Annotated in this window: 25 protein-coding genes; 17 read left to right on the top strand and 8 right to left on the bottom strand. The window is 38.8% G+C overall.

Annotation, left to right across the window (positions count from 1 at the left end):
* Positions 1-507: 507 nt before the first annotated feature.
* Positions 508-3,498: a DEAD/DEAH box helicase gene (locus tag AXK38_00705; protein AMH89587.1), complete on the top strand. Its 2,991-nt coding sequence runs from the start codon at positions 508-510 to the stop codon at positions 3,496-3,498.
* Positions 3,499-3,651: 153 nt separating this feature from the next.
* On the opposite strand, the gene AXK38_00710 is transcribed toward AXK38_00705, so the two are convergent.
* Positions 3,652-4,893: a cell filamentation protein Fic gene (locus AXK38_00710; GenBank protein ID AMH87915.1), complete on the bottom strand. Its 1,242-nt coding sequence runs from the start codon at positions 4,891-4,893 to the stop codon at positions 3,652-3,654.
* A gap of 260 nt (positions 4,894-5,153) precedes the next feature.
* Between AXK38_00710 and AXK38_00715 the strand changes: the two genes are divergently transcribed.
* The 3 genes from AXK38_00715 to AXK38_00725 all read left to right on the top strand — a co-directional run bounded on the left by AXK38_00715 (position 5,154) and on the right by AXK38_00725 (position 9,039).
* The gene (locus AXK38_00715; GenBank protein ID AMH87916.1) at positions 5,154-6,209 is read left to right on the top strand and encodes a hypothetical protein; all 1,056 of its coding nucleotides are present in this window, start codon (positions 5,154-5,156) and stop codon (positions 6,207-6,209) included.
* A 533-nt stretch (positions 6,210-6,742) separates the two neighbouring features.
* The gene (locus AXK38_00720; GenBank protein AMH89588.1) at positions 6,743-7,342 is read left to right on the top strand and encodes a restriction endonuclease subunit S; all 600 of its coding nucleotides are present in this window, start codon (positions 6,743-6,745) and stop codon (positions 7,340-7,342) included.
* Between the two features lie 95 nt (positions 7,343-7,437).
* Positions 7,438-9,039: a restriction endonuclease subunit M gene (locus AXK38_00725; protein ID AMH87917.1), complete on the top strand. Its 1,602-nt coding sequence runs from the start codon at positions 7,438-7,440 to the stop codon at positions 9,037-9,039.
* A gap of 510 nt (positions 9,040-9,549) precedes the next feature.
* Here AXK38_00725 and AXK38_00730 read toward each other — a convergent pair.
* From AXK38_00730 to AXK38_00750, 5 genes are all read right to left on the bottom strand, one after another.
* Positions 9,550-10,362, bottom strand: a complete 813-nt coding sequence (locus AXK38_00730; GenBank protein AMH87918.1) for a hypothetical protein — start codon at positions 10,360-10,362, stop codon at positions 9,550-9,552.
* Between the two features lie 812 nt (positions 10,363-11,174).
* A complete protein-coding gene (locus AXK38_00735) occupies positions 11,175-12,014 on the bottom strand; it encodes an integrase (GenBank protein ID AMH87919.1) in 840 nt (279 codons plus the stop codon).
* Positions 11,990-12,526 carry a transposase gene (locus tag AXK38_00740; protein ID AMH87920.1) on the bottom strand — a complete coding sequence of 179 codons (537 nt, stop codon included), beginning with the start codon at positions 12,524-12,526 and terminating at the stop codon, positions 11,990-11,992. The genes AXK38_00735 and AXK38_00740 overlap by 25 nt, the downstream gene beginning before the upstream one ends.
* A gap of 96 nt (positions 12,527-12,622) precedes the next feature.
* Complete coding sequence (locus AXK38_00745) at positions 12,623-12,772, bottom strand: 50S ribosomal protein L33 (protein ID AMH87921.1); 150 nt, start codon at positions 12,770-12,772, stop codon at positions 12,623-12,625.
* Positions 12,773-12,787: 15 nt separating this feature from the next.
* Positions 12,788-12,970 (bottom strand): 50S ribosomal protein L32, encoded by a 183-nt coding sequence (locus tag AXK38_00750; protein ID AMH87922.1) that lies wholly within the window; start codon positions 12,968-12,970, stop codon positions 12,788-12,790.
* Between the two features lie 230 nt (positions 12,971-13,200).
* On the opposite strand from AXK38_00750, the gene AXK38_00755 reads away from it, so the two are divergent.
* Complete coding sequence (locus AXK38_00755; GenBank protein AMH87923.1) at positions 13,201-14,904, top strand: dihydroxy-acid dehydratase; 1,704 nt, start codon at positions 13,201-13,203, stop codon at positions 14,902-14,904.
* A 60-nt stretch (positions 14,905-14,964) separates the two neighbouring features.
* Here the strand turns inward: AXK38_00755 and AXK38_00760 are convergent, their stop codons facing one another.
* Positions 14,965-15,306, bottom strand: coding sequence for an aromatic ring hydroxylase (locus AXK38_00760; protein ID AMH87924.1), 342 nt, complete (start codon positions 15,304-15,306; stop codon positions 14,965-14,967).
* A 123-nt stretch (positions 15,307-15,429) separates the two neighbouring features.
* Between AXK38_00760 and AXK38_00765 the strand changes: the two genes are divergently transcribed.
* Both AXK38_00765 and AXK38_00770 read left to right on the top strand, forming a co-directional pair.
* Positions 15,430-16,281 (top strand): MutR family transcriptional regulator, encoded by an 852-nt coding sequence (locus tag AXK38_00765; protein ID AMH87925.1) that lies wholly within the window; start codon positions 15,430-15,432, stop codon positions 16,279-16,281.
* A gap of 199 nt (positions 16,282-16,480) precedes the next feature.
* A complete protein-coding gene (locus tag AXK38_00770) occupies positions 16,481-17,728 on the top strand; it encodes a transporter (protein AMH87926.1) in 1,248 nt (415 codons plus the stop codon).
* Here AXK38_00770 and AXK38_00775 read toward each other — a convergent pair.
* Positions 17,725-17,871: a hypothetical protein gene (locus AXK38_00775; protein ID AMH87927.1), complete on the bottom strand. Its 147-nt coding sequence runs from the start codon at positions 17,869-17,871 to the stop codon at positions 17,725-17,727. The genes AXK38_00770 and AXK38_00775 overlap by 4 nt on opposite strands.
* 86 nt (positions 17,872-17,957) lie before the next feature.
* On the opposite strand from AXK38_00775, the gene AXK38_00780 reads away from it, so the two are divergent.
* From AXK38_00780 to AXK38_00825, 10 genes are all read left to right on the top strand, one after another.
* Positions 17,958-19,274: a histidine--tRNA ligase gene (locus AXK38_00780; protein ID AMH87928.1), complete on the top strand. Its 1,317-nt coding sequence runs from the start codon at positions 17,958-17,960 to the stop codon at positions 19,272-19,274.
* A 149-nt stretch (positions 19,275-19,423) separates the two neighbouring features.
* Positions 19,424-19,738: a hypothetical protein gene (locus tag AXK38_00785; GenBank protein ID AMH89589.1), complete on the top strand. Its 315-nt coding sequence runs from the start codon at positions 19,424-19,426 to the stop codon at positions 19,736-19,738.
* Between the two features lie 9 nt (positions 19,739-19,747).
* Entirely contained in the window at positions 19,748-19,954 is a 207-nt protein-coding gene (locus AXK38_00790) for an XRE family transcriptional regulator (protein AMH87929.1), read from the top strand.
* Positions 19,954-20,151, top strand: coding sequence for a hypothetical protein (locus AXK38_00795; protein AMH87930.1), 198 nt, complete (start codon positions 19,954-19,956; stop codon positions 20,149-20,151). The genes AXK38_00790 and AXK38_00795 overlap by 1 nt, the downstream gene beginning before the upstream one ends.
* Before the next feature lie 2 nt (positions 20,152-20,153).
* A complete protein-coding gene (locus AXK38_00800) occupies positions 20,154-20,504 on the top strand; it encodes a PspC family transcriptional regulator (protein AMH87931.1) in 351 nt (116 codons plus the stop codon).
* 18 nt (positions 20,505-20,522) lie between these two features.
* Positions 20,523-21,257, top strand: coding sequence for a hypothetical protein (locus AXK38_00805; protein AMH87932.1), 735 nt, complete (start codon positions 20,523-20,525; stop codon positions 21,255-21,257).
* A 10-nt stretch (positions 21,258-21,267) separates the two neighbouring features.
* On the top strand, positions 21,268-22,092 hold the full coding sequence (locus tag AXK38_00810) for an ABC transporter ATP-binding protein (GenBank protein AMH87933.1): 825 nt from the start codon (positions 21,268-21,270) through the stop codon (positions 22,090-22,092).
* Complete coding sequence (locus tag AXK38_00815; GenBank protein ID AMH87934.1) at positions 22,085-22,783, top strand: ABC transporter ATP-binding protein; 699 nt, start codon at positions 22,085-22,087, stop codon at positions 22,781-22,783. The genes AXK38_00810 and AXK38_00815 overlap by 8 nt, the downstream gene beginning before the upstream one ends.
* A gap of 9 nt (positions 22,784-22,792) precedes the next feature.
* Positions 22,793-23,434 carry a CAAX protease gene (locus tag AXK38_00820; protein AMH87935.1) on the top strand — a complete coding sequence of 214 codons (642 nt, stop codon included), beginning with the start codon at positions 22,793-22,795 and terminating at the stop codon, positions 23,432-23,434.
* Between the two features lie 17 nt (positions 23,435-23,451).
* Positions 23,452-23,682, top strand: coding sequence for a hypothetical protein (locus tag AXK38_00825; GenBank protein ID AMH87936.1), 231 nt, complete (start codon positions 23,452-23,454; stop codon positions 23,680-23,682).
* Positions 23,683-23,743 lie beyond the last annotated feature (61 nt).

Raw genomic sequence — 23,743 nt, forward strand, 5'->3', positions numbered from 1 at the left:
GATGAATGAAAAGGAAGAGTCCCTATGGTTAAGCAAACAAGTCCCATGCAGAGAGTTGCATTCGAGTCTTCGTACCCATTTTTAAAACCTGCCAATTTCTTTGGTGGGCTTTTTGCGTTGTAGAAATGGGGTATGAACATGATGTATACTTTATCAAAAGAATTAGAACAAGAGCTCATCGTTTCAGCACCTGAGTTGCAGGCTAGTTATACTGCCATCGTAGAATACCTAGAAGCTATCAGCCAGAAAGAAGCATCTGGAAATTCTCAGGAACTTCAGAACCAGCTTGCTATTCAGCTGAGACGTTTAGAAGATTTGGTGCAAGGTTATATCCAAATAAAGAAGAACCCGCATCACTACCTAGATGCAGATAAAGATCTGACGGCAGCCTATCAAGCCATTAAAGGGACGGAGCAAGATCTTCTCAAAAAATTGCAACATCTCAATCAAGCAGCCTTGCAGGATTTCCATATCAGCCAGAGACTCTCTCCTAAAGACGAGACTGCTATCCCTGTAGCAGGTAAAGCCAAAACCAAACAGGAATTGGCTATCGAGCGGGATTTAATCAACCAGCTGACAAAGGGAGAAAGTCAATGGGTGTATCGACCTGAGTTAAATACAGAAGACCTCCTATGGGGAAACTTTTTTGCCAAGCTGGAAGCTAATAATGTCCGCATTTTGCAAGACCATCCCCTTACAAATTCAGAGAAAAATCAAATCAAAAACCAGCTCAATTTCGTTAACTTCTATGAAGCAGCCAAGTGGATAGCAGGAGAAAATGGCATTGCCAAGGTGCAGGTTCAACGTGAAGATGCCAGTCTAGGCACTATTCGCTTGGAAGTCTTGTGGAGAAACAATGTCGCTGGTGGCAAATCTAGCTATGAGGTTGTCAACCAAGTCATCACAGGCGGAGAAGGGATTCGCCAGCGCCGTGGGGATGTGACTTTGTTAATCAATGGTCTGCCCATGATTCAAATCGAACTAAAAAGCCGTTCTCATCCTTACATGGATGCCTTCCGTCAGATTAAGAAATACGACCAAGAAGGACAGTTCAGAGGCATTTTTTCAAGTCTTCAGATGTTTGTCGTCTCTAATGTCACAGACACCCGCTACATCGCAGCTGCCAAAGCCAATAAGCTAAATGAACGCTTCTTGACCAAGTGGGTGGATAGTGAAAATAGACCTCAACCTCAACTATTTGACTTTGCAGAGTCTGTCTTGTCCATACCGAGAGCCCACGAGATGGTCATGCAGTATTCTGTCATCGATGATGACAAGAAGGCCTTGATTTTATTGCGCCCCTATCAGGTTCATGCTATTGAGGCTATCCGTGAAGCCAGTCGCAAGCGCCAGTCAGGCTATATTTGGCATACGACTGGTTCAGGAAAAACCCTGACCTCTTATAAGGTTTCGCGCAATCTGCTCCAGATTCCATCTATCGAAAAGACAATCTTTGTGATTGATAGGACAGACCTTGACCAGCAGACGACCAGTTCTTTTCAATCTTACGCAGAGAACGACATGATCGATATCGACGAGACCGATGATACACAGGAATTGGTTAAAAATCTAGCTTCTGATGACCGCCGTGTCGTTGTGACGACCATCCAGAAAATCAATGCCATGATTCGTCAGTTTGATGAAGGTCGTCACCAAAAGGTCTACAATCGTATCAAGCAACTCAAACTAGCCTTTGTCGTTGATGAATGCCATCGTGCAGTGACTCCTGAACGCCAACGCCACCTAGAGCACTTCTTTACAAATTCTCTCTGGTATGGGTTTACAGGAACTCCTATCTTTACAGAAAATAAACGTGAACAAAAAGGAGACCTTGCTCAGACGACCGAAGAGCAGTACGGTGACTGCCTCCACCAATATACCGTCAAAGAAGCCATCCATGACAAGGCAGTTCTTGGCTTTAATGTGGAGTATCAGACGACCATGCCTGGTTGGGCAGAAGATGAGATTGATGAGGAGCGTTATGATGACGAAGGCCATATGCTTGCTGTTTTAGATGCCATTCTCAATCGCTCAAGACGCAAACTCGGTTTCCAAAATGGAGTAGGAAAAACCTATGAAGCCATTTTGACCGTCAAAAGCATTGCCCGTGCGCAGGCCTATTATAACCTGATTAAGCAAGTCAAAAATGGAGAGAAGTCTCTAAGCATCTCGGAAAATGTTAAAAAGGTTTTACCAGACTTTCCTAAGGTTGCCATTACCTACTCTGTGACAGAAAATGAAGCAGACTCCTATGTCAACCAAGCCTATATGGAGGAGAGTTTAAAAGACTACAATGCCATGTTTGGCACCCACTTTAGCCTAGCAACCATTGCTTCCTACAATAGTGACCTCAATGACCGTCTGGCCCGTAAGAAAGAACGCTTTGCCTTCCGTGAGGAACAGTTGGACCTGGTTATCGTTGTGGACCGCTTGTTGACAGGCTTTGATGCCCCTTGCCTATCGACCCTATTCATGGACCGTCAGCCCATGAAGCCCCAGCATATCATTCAGGCCTTTTCACGAACCAATCGCCTCTTTGATGAAGGCAAGAAATTCGGCCAAATCGTCACCTTCCAAACGCCCGACCACTTTAAAGAAAAAGTGGATGAAGCTCTGAGTCTCTACTCAAATGGTGGTGAAACCAGTGTCTTAGCCCCAGAATGGCAGGAGGAGAAGGCCAAGTTTCTTGAGAAGGTTCATCAACTATTAGCCATCGCTCCAAGTCCAGAGCAGGTGCCAGATTTGGATACAGCGACAGATGCAGAATTAAAACGCTTTGCCAAGGCTTTCCAAGAATTTGACAAGCTCCTATCTTCTATACAGGTCTATTCGGACTATGATGAGAAAGTCATCCTCAGAGAGATTTGCCTTAGCCTAGAAGACATTGAGAACTTTGCCGGCCAATATCAAAATGTCATCGAAGAACTCCGCAGACGCAGAAAAGAAGACCAAGAAGAGGAAGGGGTTCTCCTAGATATCGAGTATGAGCTCGAATCCATCCGCACCGACGAGATAAACTATCACTATATCCTCTCTCTCATCCAAGCCCTGATTGAAAATCGGGAAAACCTCATTGGTAAAAAGGAAAAGAGCCTGGTAGATAACTATATAGAAGATTTGAACAAATCCAATCCCAAGTTATCCAGCCTCATCTCCAAACTCTGGCAGAATGTCCAAGCAGATGCCAAGAGCTATCAGGATCAGTCTATCATCCATAAGTTGGATGAGATGATTGAGTTAACAACCCAGAAAAAGATTCGTGAAACGGCAGATTATTGGCAGATAGGAGAGGATGAACTCCAGTTCGTAGTGGACAACTACCGCATCGGACGCGACAAGCAAAATGGCGAAAAAGCCATCACCGAGTCTCAGGACTATCTGGCCTATAAGGAAGCCCATGGAGACAAGGCACTGCCAAAACTCAAATACAAAAAAGCCCTCAAAGAGGACTATATGCGCATGATCTCAGAGGATATCCTACCGCTAAGGGGGAGATAGGTTTATACTCTTCGAAAATCTCTTCAAACCACGTCAACGTCGCCTTGCCGTATATATGTGACTGACTTCGTCAGTCTTATCTGCAACCTCAAAACAGTGTTTTGAGCAGCCTGCAGCTAGTTTCCTAGTTTGCTCTTTGATTTTCATTGAGTATTAAAAATAGTCAGAAAGATAATGTTGGGAAGGTTTTCGACCAATTAGGGTCAAAATTCCCCTCTCTTCAAGATGCAAGAAAGCATCCTTGATCTTTTTCTTAGAGTAATGATGGTTGGACTGATTGGCCAGTTGGATGATGCTTCTATCTTCTATGCCATCTCTCTTATCATCGACAAAGAGCTTGGACTGAGCGAGGAGAAACAAGATGTATTTCTCGACTTCCTCCAGCCCTTCTGTTTGCTCTATCTTAACTTTATAGCGATGCAGTTGCTCTTGTTTTTCAAGGAGGGTTTGGATAATATTTTCCTGTCCTTCCTTGATAAAAGTCAACAAGGTTTCAACGAAGAAGGTAGCATCGGCACGGTTGAGATGATCGCCAGTATTCCTAAAAGCCTTATAATAGTCTTGTTTATGGTGATTGATTTGTTGGGACAAAACTAACCCTGAAAATTTATCGAGTTTTCTAGACAAGTACTTGGCAAGGATATAGCGTCCTGTCCGACCGTTACCGTCATAGAAGGGATGTATATTTTCAAAAAAATAGTGTCCAGCACAAGCCTTGACAAGGTTTGGGATAGAATGGTCGTTGATAAAACGAATCCACTCTGTCAGCATGACCTGAATCTGTTCCTCCTTTTGAGGTGGGATATAGATGACTTTGCCAGTCTTGTCGTCTTGGATAAAGACCGATTTCTGTCTAAAAAACTCTCCATCGAGTTCATCCTCTGGCGAGATTTCTCCTTGTGTTAATTGGTCATAAATCCCTCTGATATCTTCAAGAGATTGGATTTGGAGAAATTCATCCTTAAGGATTTGTTGGTACATTCGCAAGGTGGAAAGATGTTTGATTTGTTCGGTCTTATAGGGGTCTTCCTCTAGGAGTTTCTCCACATCGACCAACTCTTTACGAGTTGTATGGATACCTTCGATTTCATTTGTGGAAATAATCGATTGGTAGAGCTGTTCTTTATAAAACTGATCGTGGGCAATCTTAGGGAGGGTATCAGCTATTTCACTAATTCGTTGAGACTGCTGTGAGATAGTTTCCATCAGTTGGGAAATCCCTAGATGTAGGGTTACAAATAAAGGGTATTGACTTGTTTTGACAGTATCGCGTTGCATTAAATGAGGATAAAGAGATGTTCTAATGGAACTGTATCCTTGTAAGCGTAGTTGATACTCTTCCTCATACTGGTCACGATGACTGTAGTAGATTTTTCTAAGTTCTCTATAGTTCATATGTAGTCATCCTCGCATTTCAACGTTTTTTAACATTATATCACAAAATAAGCCTATCTATTGTTTCAAAATAGGCAAAATTGAAGAATAGAATAGCATAGTTTCCTATCTAAAGTGCAAAAATGGCCAAAATTGAACAATAGAAATGATAGATGGCAATCCTAAAGTGTAAAAATAGGTAAAATTGAAGAATAGAAATCAAAAAGAGAAAACCTAAAGTGTAGAAATAAGAAAATTGAGTAATAGAAAGGGGGGATATAGTGGAGAAATTATTTATTATCGGAAATGGTTTTGATATAGCACATGATTTAAAGACGGATTATTTATATTTCAAGAAGTTTGTTTATCAGCAGGCTTATGGGAAAGATGATTTGTTAGAGTCGTTGCAAAATTTTGATTCTATCAAAGATTTTCTAAAAGACAGTGATAACAGAATATATAAGAGTGAAATATATGCTGAAGAAGTGATGGAAATATTGAATGGTACTGATAGTCAGGAAAAGTTGAAATTACTTTATCAAATTTTTTTACATATTACAGCTACAGAAAGGCTTTGGGGAGATTTTGAAGAAAAACTAGTCTGCTTCCCTTTTATGAATACTAGCACTTCTTACTATGTGACAAACGATAGTAAAGAGGATACTGAGTCTAGAAAAGGATTTGCCGAAAAGGTAGCGGATAAACTCAGTCAATATGTCCATCATCGATTGAACAAGTTATTTAAACAATGGATTAAAGAAACCTATGAACAATGGGAAAGTCAATTGAGCATGAGAAAATTTACCTCTCATTTCCCGATTGCAAAAGAAATGATTTTAACTAATAGAGATGCAAGATTTTTAAATTTCAATTATACTCGTACTCTAGAGGATTTTTATGGCATTCCATCTTCTAACATCATTCACATTCATGGTGATTTAAATGATGGAGTTCTCATATTTGGTCATGGAGAAGATTCGATAGTCATACCAGAAGGAGCGGACGTTTTATCTCAGGCTATGTACAGATTGTCTGCTGCTAATAGAAAACCAGTCCGTCAGCAACTTAGAAAACACGAATACTTTTTCAAAAGTTTAAGCTCTATCAAAGAAATCTATTTCATTGGTTTTGGTATTCGGGATGAGAATGGAGTAGACGCTCCGTATTTCAAAGAAATTTTTAAACAGGCACCGGATGTGAGCGTTTATGTAGACCAGTTTGATAAGGATAACGAATATACTATTAAGAAAATACTTAAGGCATGGGGTGCTCATAAAGCTTATCAATTGCAATTTATAGATACAAATAAAGATGAAATAGTTGGAGGAGATATATGACAAAACAACCAAGTTATCGCTTTGCGGGCTATACTGAACCTTGGGAGCAGAAAAAGTTGGGAGAAGTTGCAGAAGTCAACCCTAAATCAGTAGTTCCTGATGAGTTTAAATATGTTGATTTGGGAGCAGTGGTAGGGACAGAGATGGTTTCGTATAGAAATGAAACTATTTCTACATCGCCATCTAGAGCACAACGATTGGCCGTTAAAGGAGATGTGTTTTACCAAACGGTGAGACCCTATCAGAAAAATAACTATTTATTTAAAAAAGATGATAATGATTATGTGTTTTCTACGGGTTATGCACAATTAAGACCCAATGGTGATGGATGTTTCTTATTGTCTTATTTGCAGACTAATAAATTTGTAAATGTTGTCTTAGATAATTGTACAGGAACAAGTTATCCAGCAATAAACTCAAAAGATTTATCTGATATTTTCATTTCAATCCCCTCCCTCCCCGAGCAAACTGCCATTGGTTCTTTCTTCCAAGATATTGACCAGCTTATTAGCCTTCAACAGGGTAAGTTAGAGGTGCTCAAAGAGCAGAAGAGAACCTACCTCAAGCTCCTCTTCCCAGCCAAAGGACAAACCAAGCCAGCCCTTCGCTTCGCAGGATTTGAAGATGAGTGGACTAGTGTTTTGCTAGGAGATATATCGGAATTATATCAACCGAAAACAATATCTAGTGAAGATTTACTGACAGAAGGATTTCCAGTATTTGGTGCGAATGGTTATATTGGATATTATAGGGATTACAATCATAAAGAAAATCAAGTTACTATCTCTGCAAGGGGAGAGGGAACAGGTACACCAAGCTTTGTTGAAGGACCTGTTTGGATTACAGGTAATTCTATGGTTGTTAATGTTGAGAAGCAAGATAATATTACTAAGCCATTTTTGTATGCTTTTTGCCTATCGTTTGATTTTAAACCTTTTGTTACAGGTGGGGCACAGCCTCAATTAACAAGGGAAGTTTTAAAAAAAGTAAAGATTATGTTACCTTCTCTCCCTGAACAAGAATCCATCGGTTCTTTCTTCCAAGACCTAGACAAGGCCATTGCCAAGCAAGAGGAAAGAGTCAACCAGCTCAAAGAAAGCAAACAAACCCTACTCAGAAAAATGTTTATCTAAGATACCCAGCTTTTAGGTCGTGTTCAATTCATAAGATACCAAGACCATAAAAAGCTACACTAAACGAATGAAAGTAGAAATTGATAGGAGACCCTATGTCACAAACAGATTTATCAAGACAACTCTACCAATCCCTCTGGAATGCGGCAGATATCCTGCGTGGCCAGATGGAAGCCAATGAATACAAGTCCTACCTCTTGGGCTTGATTTTCTACAAGTACCTATCCGACAACATCCTCCAAGCCGTCTGTGATAACTTGGACGAGACCTTTGAGTCCTTCCAGCAAGCGCAGCTTCTCTATGAGGAAAACTTTGCGGATGCAGATGTCCGTGAAGACCTTATCGAGGTCTTAAATGACGAGCTAGGCTATGTGATTGAGCCTTCTCTAACCTTTACCAAGTTGGTTCAGTCTATCCATGAAGGAACCTTCCAGCTAGAATCCCTAGCCCAAAGTTTCCGTGATATCGAGCAGGCCAATGAAAAATTTGAAAATCTCTTCGAAGATATCGACCTCTATGCGAAAAAGCTAGGCAACACCCCACAAAAGCAAAACAAGACCATCTCTGAGGTTATGAAACAGCTCAACGACCTCAATGTATCTGGTCATGCTGGTGATATCTTGGGTGATGCTTATGAGTACCTGATTGGCCAGTTTGCCAGTGATTCTGGAAAAAAGGCTGGAGAGTTCTATACACCTCAAGCAGTCTCTCACCTCATGACTCAGATTGTCTTTGCAGGGCGTGAGCATCAAAAGGGGATGTCAGTTTACGACCCGACCATGGGTTCTGGTTCCCTCTTGCTCAATGCCAAGCGCTATAGTAAGGAAGCTTCGACGATTTCTTACTACGGTCAAGAGTTGATTACTTCGACTTTCAACCTTGCTCGCATGAATATGATGCTTCACGGAGTTGCGATTGAGAACTATCACCTCAGCAACCACGACACACTAGACGAAGATTGGCCGACTACGGAGCCAACGGATTTCGATGGGGTTTTGATGAACCCACCCTATTCACTGAAGTGGTCAGCAGATAGTGGCTTCCTGCAAGATCCTCGCTTTTCAAGCTATGGAGTTCTTGCACCTAAGTCCAAAGCAGATTTTGCCTTCCTCCTTCACGGTTTTTACCACCTCAAGCATAATGGTGTCATGGCTATCGTTCTTCCTCACGGAGTCCTTTTCCGAGGAGCAGCCGAGCAGAAGATTCGCCAGCACCTGCTAGAAGAAGGCGCTATTGATACAGTTATCGGCTTGCCAGCAAATATCTTCTACAACACCTCTATCCCGACAACTATTATCATCCTTAAAAAGAATCGTACCAACAAGGATGTCTTCTTTATCGATGCCTCAAAAGAGTTTGAAAAAGGGAAAAATCAAAACAATATGACCGAAGACCATATTGCCAAGATTTTGGAGACCTATCAAAAACGCGAGAATGTCGAGAAGTTTGCCCATCTAGCCAGCTTTGAAGAGATTGTCGAAAATGACTACAACCTCAACATTCCACGCTATGTCGATACCTTTGAGGAAGAACCCGTTGTTCCCCTAGCCGACCTCGCAGACCAGCTCGCAGAGATTGATAAAGAGATTGGAGAGGTAGAAGCCAGACTCGCCCACATGCGCAGCCAACTAGTAGGCACAACACCAGAAGCCCAAGCAGAATTAACCGCCTATCTCGAAAAATTGAAAGAGATTTAGGGAGTTGCGAGAATACTCTGCTAAAAAGTTAGAAAAATAAAAATGACAGTAGAAAATCTATTGTCATTTTGGTTATTTATTGCTTAAGTAGAAATCGAATTAAAACTATGCTAAAAGAATTGAGTCCTGCACAACACAGAATTTAATCCTTAACATAAAGATAATAACTAACTTTTTGAGAAGTGATGTTATTTTACTAAAACAAAATAAGTAAAGTGTGTATTATTTTCGTGAAGTAAAATGAGGATGAACTTCAATATAAAATTATTGATGAAAAATTACTATTATTACTAGATAGAATTGATAGTGAACACCCGAAGTAAAAGAGTGTTGTACTATAATTGGAATTTAAAAGTTTTATAAATATTAAATACAGATTGGACATAAATTTTAATATTTACCCATATAATTCAATGTAGCTATAAATAGTAATTTTGCTTATAATAATTTTAATTTCTTTTAAACTATATCTTTTACTCATATTTCTAGTTGAGAAGTTATTTTCTTATATTATTTTATTTTTTTATAATCGTTAATTATTTGATCAATGAATTTTGAATAGTAAGTGTTTATTATATCTTTATCATTCCAAAATCTATCATAATCTTCTCTATTGTAGTATTTAGCATAATCATATTCATATTTATCCTCAAATTGTTTAAAATATATATTAGTTGGTATTAATTTTGTTCGTGATTTACCTGTATTATAATCTGAAGAATAATCTGTTGCATAAACTTGAATATTAGAGAGATTATTTTGTGTTTTACTTGTATTATTGATGAAAATTGTGAAAATAACAAGATTCATTTTATCGTATCCAGAGTCAATATCATTAGTATTGATTTGTAAATTATTTTCATTTATTCTATTAGAAATATCAATATTTAAATTTGGTCCAAATTCAACATGATTATTTGAAAAGTAATTACTAAAAGGATTTTGATCTGTGTTAAATTTAATATGTCCAATTTTTCCTTTTGATTTTCCTGTTAGTTGAAATCTCATATCTAATCCTTCCATAGGTATAGATAGACTATGTGTAGATATATAATCATCGAAATAGTCCGAATGAGAATTTGAAGAGAGAATCATATATGACCGTATATATACAGTTGTATCTTTCATATCATCGCTACCATAATTATATATGGAGAAGATGTCGTCATCTTTAGTCCATCCAACTGGATTATTTAGTACAAAGGAGTATGACGGTCTTCTTGTTACATATTGATAAAACGGAACAATAGCAGTAGTGAGAAGACTGACTATAATCGGCACAATTACAGTACTTTGTTTATAAAATTTTAATATTCTGCTCATTTTTATACCTCATATAATAATTTGGAGACTAGTAGATTTCTTATTTTGTGAAATATTCTAATACAGATTAGTATAAATTATAATATATAGTATCTTCCATAAAATATATTACTTGATATTGTTTTGTGATTAAAAATCTAATCTGTATGTTTACTAAAAGTAAATATAATTACTTTATCTTTTATGATTTTTTTCAAAAGTTTGAATGATAGTTTGTTTGTATTAAAAATATCGAGCTATTTATTCGAAATATAGTTCCTGATAACTTTATGTTTCAGTAAGTTCATCAATCTGATACATTAACTTATAAATATTTTTTATTGCTTCAATTACCTATCAAATATAAAATAGTGCATGGGAAAAGTTTGTATAAAAAATTCTTTATCATCATTATACCACGATTCGACACTATTTTATTTTTATTAAAAACGGAGATTAGGTATAATGGTTTTAAAATTATAAAAACGTATCAGTTATTTTATCAACAAACTTGATATACTGCGTTTTATAAAATATTTGGTCATCTTTTTTAAAATTCCAAAATTGAGAAATTTTTAGATTCTTTATGTTAAACAATCTTCAAAATATAGAATAGTCTTACTTTACAATTAACTTTAAACTGTTTATCAATAGTTGAGTGAAAATTATCAGTTTTAATTTTAAATCCTCTAAATGGATAGCTATGTAAAACGAAAATCTAATTTATCTAACAAAAAATGTAGTCATTCGAATGATTTTTATTGCAATGTACTGAAATTAACAAAAAGAAAAAACGCTTGAATGTACTGACCCCCAAAAGTTAGACAATTAATTTAAGCAAAGGATTTAGTTCTGTATTGGACAGGACTAAGTCCTTTTAGTTTTACCTTAATTCGTTTGTTGTTGTAGTAATCGATATAGTCTATAATGGCTTGTTCCAATTGATTAAGTGATTTAAAGTTTTTCTCATGGCCATAAAACATTTCGGATTTTAAAATGCCAAAGAAAGATTCCATCATACCGTTGTCTGGGCTGTTGCCCTTACGTGACATGGATGCTTGAATTCCCTTACTCTCTAGGAACCGATGATAAGAATCGTGTTGGTATTGCCAACCTTGATCACTATGGAGAATCGTATTCTCGTAGTATTTCTCTGTGAAGGCCTGTTCCAACATCGTTTTTACTTGTTCTAAATTAGGAGAACAAGAAAGATTAAAAGCAATAATTTCGCTGTTAAAGCCATCTAAAACAGGCGATAAATACAATTTCTGCGTGCTATTTGGAATGGCAAACTCTGTCACATCCGTATAACACTTTTCCATTGGTCTCGATGCTTCAAACTGGCGTTGAATGAGATTCTCTGCTTTCTTGCCAATCTCTCCTTGGTAGGAAGAATACTTTCGTTTACGGCGAATTCGAGCACTTAAACCAAGGATTTTCATCAGACGTTGGACCTTCTTATGGTTTACTATATGACCACGATTCCTCAATTCAAGAGTTATTCGGCGATAGCCATAATTTCCTTTGTGCTCAGTAAAAATAGCTTGAATTTCAGCTTTAAGATCTTTATCTTTGTCAAGCCCATCTAGTTCCTTCAACTGATAATAGTAAGTTGAGCGAGGTAAACGAGCCACTTCAAGAAGTAAATCTAGTCGAAATCCTCCTGAAGCCATTTCTCTAATTGTCTCTGCCTTTCTCGCTGTATGGTTTCGTCCCTGTCTTCCAGCTCTTTTAACTTTTTTAAGTAAGCCACCTCAGTACGTAAGCGTTCATTCTCCTCTTGGAGTCGCTCTAGTTCTGTCATTTCATCCCAAGTTTTCTTCCGTTTACGTCCCATTTTAGTTGATCTCCCTCTTGTTTTCTCAACAATAGTATACCCGTTTTTCTTGTATTGTGCTAGCCAATTAAGAAGTATCGTACGACTTGGGAGGCCGTATTCAAGAGAAACTCTATCTTTAGTCCAGCCTTCATGTAAGACTTTATGAATCATTTCTTGCTTTAAATCAGGAGAATAGTAACGATTTTTTCCTTTTTTGACGAACTCTATTCCGTAACGATCAATCAATTTAATCATGTACCTAATATTAGAATTGTTTATCCCAAATTTATTTGAAAGCTTCTCTATGCTATATCCTTGTTTTCTAAGTTCATAGATCTGAACTTTATCATCATAAGTTAATTTCATAATAAAAACACCCCAAAAGTTAGATTTTTTCTGTCTAACTTTTGGGGTGCAGTTCAGAATTAGCGTTTTTCTTCTGTATTGATTCGTATTGAATGCTTACTTAACTTCTGTAAACACAACGTGTTTGCGAAGTTTTGGTGAGTATTTCTTCAATTGAAGACGGTCTGGAGTGTTACGTTTGTTTTTAGAAGTAAGGTACAAGCGTTCACCAGATTCTTTGTGTTCAAGTGTAATATTTACGCGCATGGTATCTCCCTTCTATTATTCAGCTGATGCAGCTTTAGCGATTTTACGTCCTTTGTAGTATCCTTTAAGTGATACACGGTGAGAACGTGAGTAATCTCCAGTAGTTTCGTCAAAGTTTACAGATGGAGCTGTTACTTTGTAGTGTGTACGACGTTTGTTTTTCTTCGCTTTTGAAGTGCGACGTGCAGGTACTGCCATTTTGATTTCTCCTTTAGGTATTTATATTCGATTCAATCTACTGATTTTCATCAACCATACTAGGATAACACATTTTTTTTGTAAAGTAAAGTTACTTGACAAAAAAAGATGAAAAAATTAAAAGGTCATCAACCGGATTAATCTAAATTTTCTGAAAATTCAAGAATTTTCTTCTGTTCATTGCTTTTAAAATGTGCTATAATAGTAAAAACTGAAATGGGAGGGAACAAATGACTGAATTAGCTAAACGTCATCGCAGTAGCATTTATGATAGTATGGTTAAATCACCAAACCGTGCTATGCTTCGTGCGACTGGTATGACAGATAAGGACTTTGAAACACCGATTGTGGGAGTGATTTCGACTTGGGCGGAAAATACACCATGTAACATCCACTTGCATGATTTTGGGAAATTGGCTAAAGAGGGTGTCAAATCTGCAGGCGCTTGGCCTGTGCAGTTTGGGACTATCACTGTAGCGGACGGGATTGCCATGGGAACGCCTGGTATGCGTTTCTCTTTGACATCTCGTGATATCATCGCGGACTCCATCGAAGCGGCTATGGGTGGTCACAACGTGGATGCCTTCGTCGCTATCGGTGGCTGTGACAAGAACATGCCTGGATCTATGATTGCTATTGCAAATATGGATATTCCAGCTATTTTCGCTTATGGTGGAACCATTGCACCGGGAAATCTTGATGGCAAAGACATCGACTTGGTTTCTGTTTTTGAGGGTATCGGAAAATGGAACCACGGTGACATGACAGCTGAGGACGTGAAACGTCTTGAGTGTAATGCTTGCCCTGGCCCTGGTGGCTGTGGTGGTATGTACACTGCTAATACCATGGCGACTGCTATCGAAGTTCTCGGTATGAGTTTGCCAGGCTCTTCATCTCACCCAGCTGAATCAGCTGACAAGAAAGAAGACATCGAAGCAGCAGGACGTGCTGTTGTTAAGATGTTGGAGCTCGGTCTCAAACCATCAGATATCTTGACTCGTGAAGCCTTTGAAGATGCTATCACTGTAACTATGGCTCTCGGTGGTTCTACAAATGCCACTCTTCACTTGCTTGCCATTGCCCATGCTGCCAATGTTGACTTGTCACTTGAGGACTTTAATACAATCCAAGAACGTGTGCCTCACTTGGCTGACTTGAAACCATCTGGTCAGTATGTCTTCCAAGACCTCTACGAAGTCGGTGGTGTGCCTGCGGTTATGAGATATCTCTTGGCAAATGGTTTCCTTCATGGAGACCGCATTACATGTACTGGTAAGACTGTTGCTGAGAACTTAGCTGACTTTGCAGATCTTACACCAGGTCAAAAAGTCATCATGCCACTTGAAAATCCAAAACGTGCAGATGGTCCGCTTATCATCTTGAACGGGAACCTTGCTCCTGACGGTGCGGTTGCCAAGGTATCAGGTGTTAAGGTCCGTCGTCACGTTGGTCCAGCTAAGGTCTTTGACTCAGAAGAAGATGCTATTCAGGCTGTTCTGACAGATGAAATCGTTGATGGCGATGTAGTCGTTGTTCGTTTCGTTGGACCTAAGGGTGGTCCTGGTATGCCTGAGATGCTCTCACTTTCATCAATGATTGTTGGTAAAGGTCAAGGAGACAAGGTTGCCCTCTTGACGGATGGGCGTTTCTCTGGTGGTACTTATGGTCTGGTTGTTGGACATATCGCCCCTGAAGCTCAGGATGGTGGACCAATTGCCTACCTTCGTACAGGTGATATCGTTACGGTTGACCAAGATACCAAAGAAATTTCCATGGCCGTATCCGAAGAAGAACTTGAAAAACGCAAGGCAGAAACAACCTTGCCACCACTTTACAGCCGTGGTGTCCTCGGTAAATATGCCCACATCGTATCATCCGCTTCACGCGGAGCCGTGACAGACTTCTGGAATATGGACAAGTCAGGTAAAAAATAAACTTAAAAAGCAAGCCAATCTCGGCTTGCTTCTTTTCATCTTCAAAAGTAATTTGCCTGTTTAACGAGGTGGCAGTCCAAGGGCAATACGACCGTAGCGACTGATTCGTGTGATCTTCCAGGCAGGCGACCAGGTAACTTCAACCTTGACATCTTCGATACCCTCGATTTGTTTCAGACCTGCCACGATTTCGATAGGTAGGCTTTCGGCGCAATCACAGGCGGTGTCGGTGAAGGTCATGACAATCTTGCAGAGACCCGTTTCATCCAGATTGATTTCATAAATCAGCCCTAGATTGTACACATCCAATTCCACATCTGTATCAAAAACCTTCTCTAGTTTTTCGATAATTTGGTCTTGCAAGGCCAAAGCACGGTCATTGATTTTGATATCATCTCTCATTACAGTCCCTCCACGTGATAAATATCCTCTATTTTCTCATAATTCTGACAATTTGGCAAGTTTTTGATGAATTTTCTGAAAAATATGATAAAATGAAGAAAATACTGAATCAAGGGGAAGCCTATGGAGCAGATTGGAAAAGTCTTTAGACAATTACGAGAGTCAAGAAATATCTCGCTGAGACAGGCGACTGGGGGACAATTTTCGCCGTCCATGTTATCCCGATTTGAAACTGGTCAGAGTGAGCTTTCGGTAGAAAAGTTTCTATTTGCCCTAGAAAATATATCTGCCAGTGTGGAGGAAATCCTCTTTCTGGCGAGAGGTTTTCAGTATGATACAGATTCTGAGTTGAGAAAAGAAATCACAGATGTCTTGGATTTAAAGAATATAGCACCTCTCGAAGACTTGTATCGCAAGGAGTATCAAAAGCATGCCCATTCTCAAAACAAACAGAAACATATTCTAAATGCCATTATTATCAAGTCTTATATGAAGGGCATGGATGAAACGGTAGAGTTAACGGCAGAGGAAGGGAAAGTCCTTCATGACTACTTGTTTTCTACCGAGATTTGGGGAATCTATGAACTCAATTTATTTTCAGTCAGTTCTGCTTTTTTATCTGTTTCTCTTTTTACTAGATATGTACGAGAAATGGTACGTAAATCTGATTTTCTAATGGAAATGTCTGGCAATCGAAACCTTTTTCACACTATACTATTGAATGGTTTTTTAGCCAGCATTGAGTGTGAAGAATTTACCAATGCCTCTTATTTTAAACGTGTTATCGAAGAGCATTTCTACAATGAAAATGAGACCTATTTCCGAATTGTCTATTTGTGGGCTGAAGGCCTCCTTGATAGCAAGCAAGGTAGAGTCAAGGAAGGCCAGAAAAAGATGGAGGATGCTGTCCGTATTTTTGAGATGCTTGGCTGTAATAAATCTGCCGAATACTATAGAAATACGACCGATTGTTGAATATCTGCAAACTAAGAAAATCATTTGAAATTTTAAGCGATAGAATTGTTGACCTCTCTCGTGTCACTGGAGAAATTCTATCGTCTCTTTTCACTTATTTTTTTGTTGCATATATTCAAAAGTTTTTCCTCTAAAATTTCTAAGTGCTATACTATAGTCATACTTCACATAAAACTTCGAACAAGAAGGGAGATTACCTATGAAACTATTGTTCAGAAATCAAGCTTATCGACTCTTGACTTTGTCACGTTTCTTCAATGCTTTTGGTGCTTCGATTTTCAACCTGGTATTTATCGTCTATGCATCGACTTTGCCACAAGCTTCTTTTGCGGTTGCTATGGCGAATATTGTCATGATTATTCCGACTCTCTTTACAGTTTTTGTAGGGATTCGGGCAGATTACACGAGGAACAAGGTCAAATGGATGACCTATAGCGGTTTGTTTCAGGCGGTTTTATTTTTTCTGGCAGCCCTAGTTGTTCAGCAAGCTAGTCTCTTTGCCTTTTCTAGCCTGTGTTTAATCAATGTCATTAGTGATGTCATCAGTGATTTTGCAGGTGGCCTGCGTATGCCTCTTATTAAGGAAAAAGTAGTTGAAGATGATCTGATGGAGGCTTATTCTTTTTCCCAGTTCATCACCTATATTTCAGCTATTGGTGGTCAAGCTTTTGGAGTCTGGCTCTTAGGTCTATCGGTCAACAATTTTTCCCTCGTTGCGGGAATCAATGCCTGCTTTTTCCTAGTATCAGCCTCTATTCTCTTTTTAGGAAAAAGCAAATTAAGCCTGTCAATGTCATCTGCTGATGGTGAAATTCTAAAAAATGAGAAGCTTTCTATCAAAGACCAATTCCTAACGATTTATCGAAATTTACGTCTCGTTTTTCTTAAAGGTGGGCAGAAAAACTTTGGATTCATGATCTTTGCTGTCTTGCTTATCAATGCCTTGGGTGGTTCCTTAGGAGGCATCTACAATATCTTCTTTTTGAGCCATTCTCTTTTGGACTTTTCTTACACAGAGGCATTATTTATCAGTCAAGTCTGTGCTTTAGTAGCAGTCATCATCAGTAGCCTTACGGGTAATGATTATTTTGGGAAGCAGTCCCTGCCTAGATTGATGATGTGGGCGACCGTAGGACTCAGTCTAGTTGGTCTAGCTAACGTATTCAATCAAGTCGTGCTTGGTTTACTATTTCTCTGTTCAACTCTGTATGTGTCTGGTAAAGTTCAACCAAAGATTAGTACCATGCTCCTGAAAAATCTAACTCCAGAGGTTCTAGCTCGTACCAGTAATTTTTTAGGTCTCTTGTTTACCTTATCCATACCTGTGGGAACAGCTTGTTTTTCACTTATAGCTGTATGGAATATACAGTTGACTTGGATGCTATTTGTTGGTCTTTCCTTGCTAGCTATTCTTTTGACAGGTCTTAATCTCAAAAATGATATCTAATACTCTTCGAAAATCTCTTCAAACCACGTCAACGTCGCCTTACCGTAGATATGGTTACTGACTTCGTCAGTTCTATCCACAACCTCAAAACACTGTTTTGAGCAACCTGCGGCTAGTTTCCTAGTTTGCTCTTTGATTTTCATTGAGTATAAATCCTAATTTTATTCATACTGTTTTAATCCCTCTATTTATGGTAAAATAAGACTATTAAGTTTAAAGAGGATTCCCTATGAAATTACAAAAACCAAAAGGAACGCAGGATATTTTACCTGCTGAATCTGCCAAGTGGCAGTACGTTGAGGGCTTTGCCCGTGAAATTTTCAAGCGCTATAACTACGCAGAAGTGCGCACGCCTATTTTTGAGCATTACGAGGTTATCAGTCGCTCTGTCGGAGATACAACGGATATCGTAACCAAGGAAATGTACGACTTCTATGATAAGGGTGACCGTCATATCACCCTCCGTCCAGAAGGAACTGCGCCCGTTGTCCGTTCTTATGTGGAAAATAAACTCTTTGCCCCAGAAGTGCAAAAGCCAAGTAAGTTCTACTACATGGGCCCTATGTTCCGTTATGAGCGTCCACAGGCAGGGCGTTTGCGCCAGTTCCACCAGATTGGTGTTGAATGTTTTGGCTCTAGCAATCCAGCTACCGATGTGGAAACAATCGCTATGGCAGCCCATTTCTTGAAAGAAATCGGTATCCAAGGTGTCAAATTACACCTCAACACTCTTGGAAATCCTGAGAGCCGTGCGGCCTACCGTCAAGCCTTGATTGACTATTTGACACCGCTCAAGGAGACCTTGTCTAAGGATAGCCAACGTCGTTTGGAGGAAAATCCTCTCCGTGTCTTGGACTCTAAGGAAAAAGAAGACAAGGTGGCAGTGGAGAATGCGCCGTCTATCTTGGACTTCCTTGATGAAGAAAGCCAAGCTCATTTTGATGCTGTGCGTCAGATGTTGGAAAATCTTGGAGTAGACTATATCATCGATACCAATATGGTGCGTGGTCTGGACTACTACAACCACACCATTTTTGAGTTTATCACTGAGATTGAGGGCAATGACCTGACAGTCTGTGCGGGTGGTCGTTACGATGGTTTGGTTGCTTACTTTGGAGGCCCTGAAACTGCTGGCTTTGGTTTTGGACTTGGTGTAGAGCGCCTGCTTCTCATTCTTGAAAAGCAAGGTGTGGCCCTCCCTATCGAAAACTCTCTAGATGTCTATATCGCAGTCTTGGGTCAAGGAGCAAATGTCAAGGCTTTGGAATTGGTACAGGCTCTTCGCCAACAAGGTTTCAAAGCAGAGCGTGATTACCTCAACCGTAAACTCAAAGCTCAGTTCAAGTCAGCCGATGTCTTTGCGGCTAAGACCCTCATCACTCTAGGAGAGAGTGAAGTCGAAAGCGGACAAGTGACAGTCAAGAACAACCAAATTAGAGAAGATTCAAACAGCTCCATTTACAGCAATTTACGAAAAGAAGTACAAATCTCAATTAAAGAAATTAGCAAAAATTTCTCAGAAATCTTTGAAAAACTAGGATTTTAATAGTAGAAAAACTGGTCAGGAACCTACTCCTGACCTTTTTCTTTTGCAAAATGACAAAAATCATAAACTTTTTGACAAATATACTTGTCAAAAAGAAAAAGATGTGTTACAATGTAAGCAAGTTAAGAGAAAAGAAGAAAGGAGCTATGATGTGGGTACTAGTATTTATACTATTTATGATTTTCTTTTATTCTAATAATTCTAAAAAAATCAAGAAACTAGAGAATAAAATCAAAAAGCTTGAGCGAAAAGAGAAAGGAAATATAGAAATGTCAAGATTATTGCAAGAAATGATTGGAAAGAAACCAATTATAACGGGAGTGTATATTGGGCCAGATAACTGGGAAGTTGTGGATGTTGACGAGGAATGGGTCAAACTACGTAGCGTTGATAAAAAGGGGAAAGAAAAATTCAAGTTGCAACGTATTGAGAATATCCAAACCGTTGAATTTGACGGAGAGTAGGTGTGTAACATGCAACTCAAAAATCGTCTAAAAGAGCTTCGGGCTCGCGATGGTCTCAATCAAACCAACCTAGCCAAACTGGCAGGGGTTTCCAGACAGACCATTAGTCTACTAGAACGGGATGAGTACACCCCATCCATTATCATTGCCCTCAAAATATCTCAAATTTTCAACGAAACAGTCGAATCGGTATTTCGTTTGGAGGAGGACGAGTGATGAACAAGTATAAAGTGATCTATTATGTAGTGGGCATAGCTTTATTAGTCAGCGTATTTCTACTGATTGGGATGGACCTAGGCTGGTTTAATCCGTATCAGAGTGACCAATTTATTTGGGCCTACTTTGCTCTTATCCCAGTCGTTGACTGGATTGAAAAGAAAGTAAACAATTTAGCAAGTGAAAAAGGAGAATGAATATGAAAGAGTTTTTAGCAGGATTTCAAGTAGATACAGAACAAAAAGAACTTGCAGGTGTCTGTGCAGGTTTAGGAAATTATTTTAATATCAAGACTAACGTCGTCCGTTTGGTAGCCATTTTGCTGTTTCTTTGGTCAACAGAGTTTGGGATTTTAACAGTCATCCTATATGCTTATCTAGCAGGCTGGCTTGGGAGAGACCCTTTAGGAGAAGGGACGAAAAAAGCAAGAAATCAAGCTATTCTCTTGTTTGCTGTTTGTTTGATTTTAGTATCACTTGGAACAGAGGGCTTGACAGCAATTTATGAATCAGGTAAAGTCTTTGGTCAGTGGTTAGTTGGATTGGTTTAGTTTAGAAAGAGGTTGTATATGAAAAATAAACGTGTCTTGTTATTTTTAATTCCTGTTGTCTTGGGAGCTTTCTTGTACATGTTTGTAGATATGTTGAAGGCTGGTGCCGAATTCCACGGAATTATGTTAGATGTAAAAATCTTGATACCATGGCTATCAGCCATTTGTTTACTATTAGGTTTCGTTGGCATTGTTTTGACGTTCAATTTCTCAAAGAAAAGCAGAAAATTTCACTCCTTGTATCAAGAGGAAATGGATGATGATCTGAATGAAACCTATTATGTGCAGATGTATCGGAATCTCGAGTTTGGGACCATTACTTTTAATATTACAGGCGTAGCGATTGTATTGGCTCTCTTCATTTCAGGAAGCGAAGTAATTGTACTCGATGTAAGTCGTATAACATTTTCCCTTTCCTTTTTGGAATTAGTGCTGTATTCACACAGCCAAAAATATCTTTTTAAAACCATTTCGATTGTTCGTCAGCTTGATTTGGCATTTTTCTATACACCAAAGGATATCTTAGAACATTTCGATTCTTACGATGAAGGGGAGCGCAAGGCTAATTTGGAACAGAGTTTTCGGATTTTATTCCAATTAAATCAGTATGTCTTACCAGCCTTATATATTTTTCTTTTTATCATTTCTTTCTTGATAGGAGAGATTCAGTTACTAGCCTTCTTGCTTGTCGGAGCCATCCATGTTTATATCAATGTGATGCAGTTACCTATGGTGAAACGTTATTTCAAATAAAGGAGTTTCTATGATTCGTGTTGAAAATGTAAGTAAAAGTTTTGGGAGCAAGAAAGCTCTTCATCAGATTTCTTTTGAGATTAAGGAAGGTGAAATCTTTGGTTTTCTTGGCCCTTCTGGCTCAGGTAAAACAACCATGATCAATGTCTTGACAGGTCAGTTGGCTGCAGATCAAGGTAAAACAGTTTTGTTAGGCAAGAATTCTCAAGATTTAACCTCAAATGATTTGGAACAAATTGGTATTGTTAGTGATAGCAGCGGTTTTTATGAAAAGATGAGTCTTTACAAAAATCTGCTCATTTACGCTAAGTTATATGGTCTCAAGTCAGATAGAGTAAATCAGGTACTCCAACAGGTTGGATTGGCAGATGCTAAAGATATTATCGCAGAAAAACTATCTACAGGAATGAAACAACGAATGTTCTTGGCTCGTGCCCTTCTGAATGCTCCTAAGATTCTCTTTCTAGATGAGCCAACCAGTGGCTTAGACCCTACAACATCCAAGATGATTCATACCCTACTTCAAGAATTAAAGCAGGCGGGGACAACGATCTTTCTGACCACGCACGATATGAATGAAGCAACTCTGCTTTGTGATCGCCTATCTCTTTTGAATAAGGGAAACTTAATAGAGTATGGAAGTCCACAAGATATTATCCAGAAGTACCATGTGGATAAGAAAGTACGTGTAGCTTATAAAGATGGACGAGAACAGATAGTTCCATTTGAAGAATTGCCACATTTAGACACGACAGATTTGATGGTGGTTCACTCTTGTGAGCCGACTTTAGAAGAGATCTTTATCAGATTAACAGGAGAAAAGTTAGATGTTTAGAAAATTAAATGCCCTACTATGGTTAAGAGTGCAAGTTATTATTAGCAATTCAACTTTGTTAGCAACTTTATTGATGCCTTTTGGTATTGCTGTTTTATATAATGAATTTTTAAATAAGAATGGACAATTGAGCCTATTTTTACTATCTGCTAGCTTGACGATGGTCTTGAGTATGGGAAGTGGTTATATGGTATCGATTATGATGGCAGAAGATAAGGAAAAACGAAATCTCAAATCACTCATTCTAAGTGGTGTGACAGCAATAGAATATACTTTTAGTATGCTCGTTCTCCCTATTCTGATAATGTTACTTGCTATGATTGTGCTTCCCATCTATCTTAAAGTAGATCTATCAGGTTATTTATTTGCCTATGCTATCTATTTGCTCCTGGCAACTATTTGTATTATTTTTCTCAACCTTCTAATCGGTGCGGTATCAGATACTCAGTCTAAAGCGCAAGTCTATAGTATCTTTCCTATGCTAATCGTATCTTTTTTACCTATGATTGCTCTTCAAAATGATACGGCTCAGAAAGTGTTAGATTACTCGTTCGTCGGTCCTATTGTAAATCTTTTAAATCAAAAAGGTGGAGAAATATCTTTTTCTAACATCGGTATGTTACTTGCCTGGGTACTTGTGTTAGGAATAGCAAACCTCTTTGTATTGAAAAACAGCTATAAAGCAAGATAGGAGAACTTTATGAAATTACTTAAAAACCTTGGCTGGTTTCTTCTAGCCATTTTATCCTTTTTATTCATCTATGGCTTCATTCAGGGGCTCGCGACTACGTCGCTTGCCTTAGGCGCTTCACCCTATGCTGTTACCCTACTCTATGTGGCCTTGGCTGGAGTTTATGTGTACGGTATTTACAAATGGTATCAGAAAGCTCCTGTTCATATTGAGAAGAGTGCCTTTAACCGATTTATTTGGCTTCCTGCCTTGGTTTGGTTCTTATCTCTTGTTGTCCAGTTTTTCTTGCCAAATGATCCTTCAGTAAATCAGCAAATAGCGACAGACTTGACCTTGTCTCAACCACTCTTCTCCTTCTTTGCGGTCGTTATTTTTGCTCCTTTGACGGAAGAACTTATCTTTAGAGGGATGTTAGCACGCTACCTCTTTCCTAAGCAGGACAATAGTAAACAAACTCTGATTTTTCTTCTGGTATCCAGTGTTCTGTTTACCTTGATTCATTTCCCAGGCGATGTGCAACAATTTTTTGTCTATTTTAGCCTTGGTTTTAGTTTGGGCTTGGCTTATATTAGCAGAAAAGGTCTGGTCTACAGTATTTCTCTCCACGCTTTGAATAATTTAGTCGGCTTTTTGATGATTCTCATGCTATAATAGAGTCAGGAGGTCACATGAAACGAGTAATTTTATTAGCAGTGATTCAAGCAGTCGTTCTATTTTTCATCATTGGGGGACTAGCTTATGCCTTTAAGGGAGATTTCTTCTATAGCCATTTAGCAGTGGTCTTTGCCCCTATTGCCGGTATCTGGCGTTTTGGGACAGCTTATACGACGGAAATCGTCTTGCCTCGAAAGGCAGCTGAAATTGCTGAAAAGCGTAAAGCAGGCAAAAATTCAAAATAAAAGAGTCCGGTGAAGTTCATCGGATTTTTGTATTAGCGCTAATTTTTAGGGCTTTCACCTG

Source organism: Streptococcus mitis (assembly GCA_001560895.1).
Taxonomy (GTDB): Bacteria; Bacillota; Bacilli; order Lactobacillales; family Streptococcaceae; genus Streptococcus; species Streptococcus mitis_Q.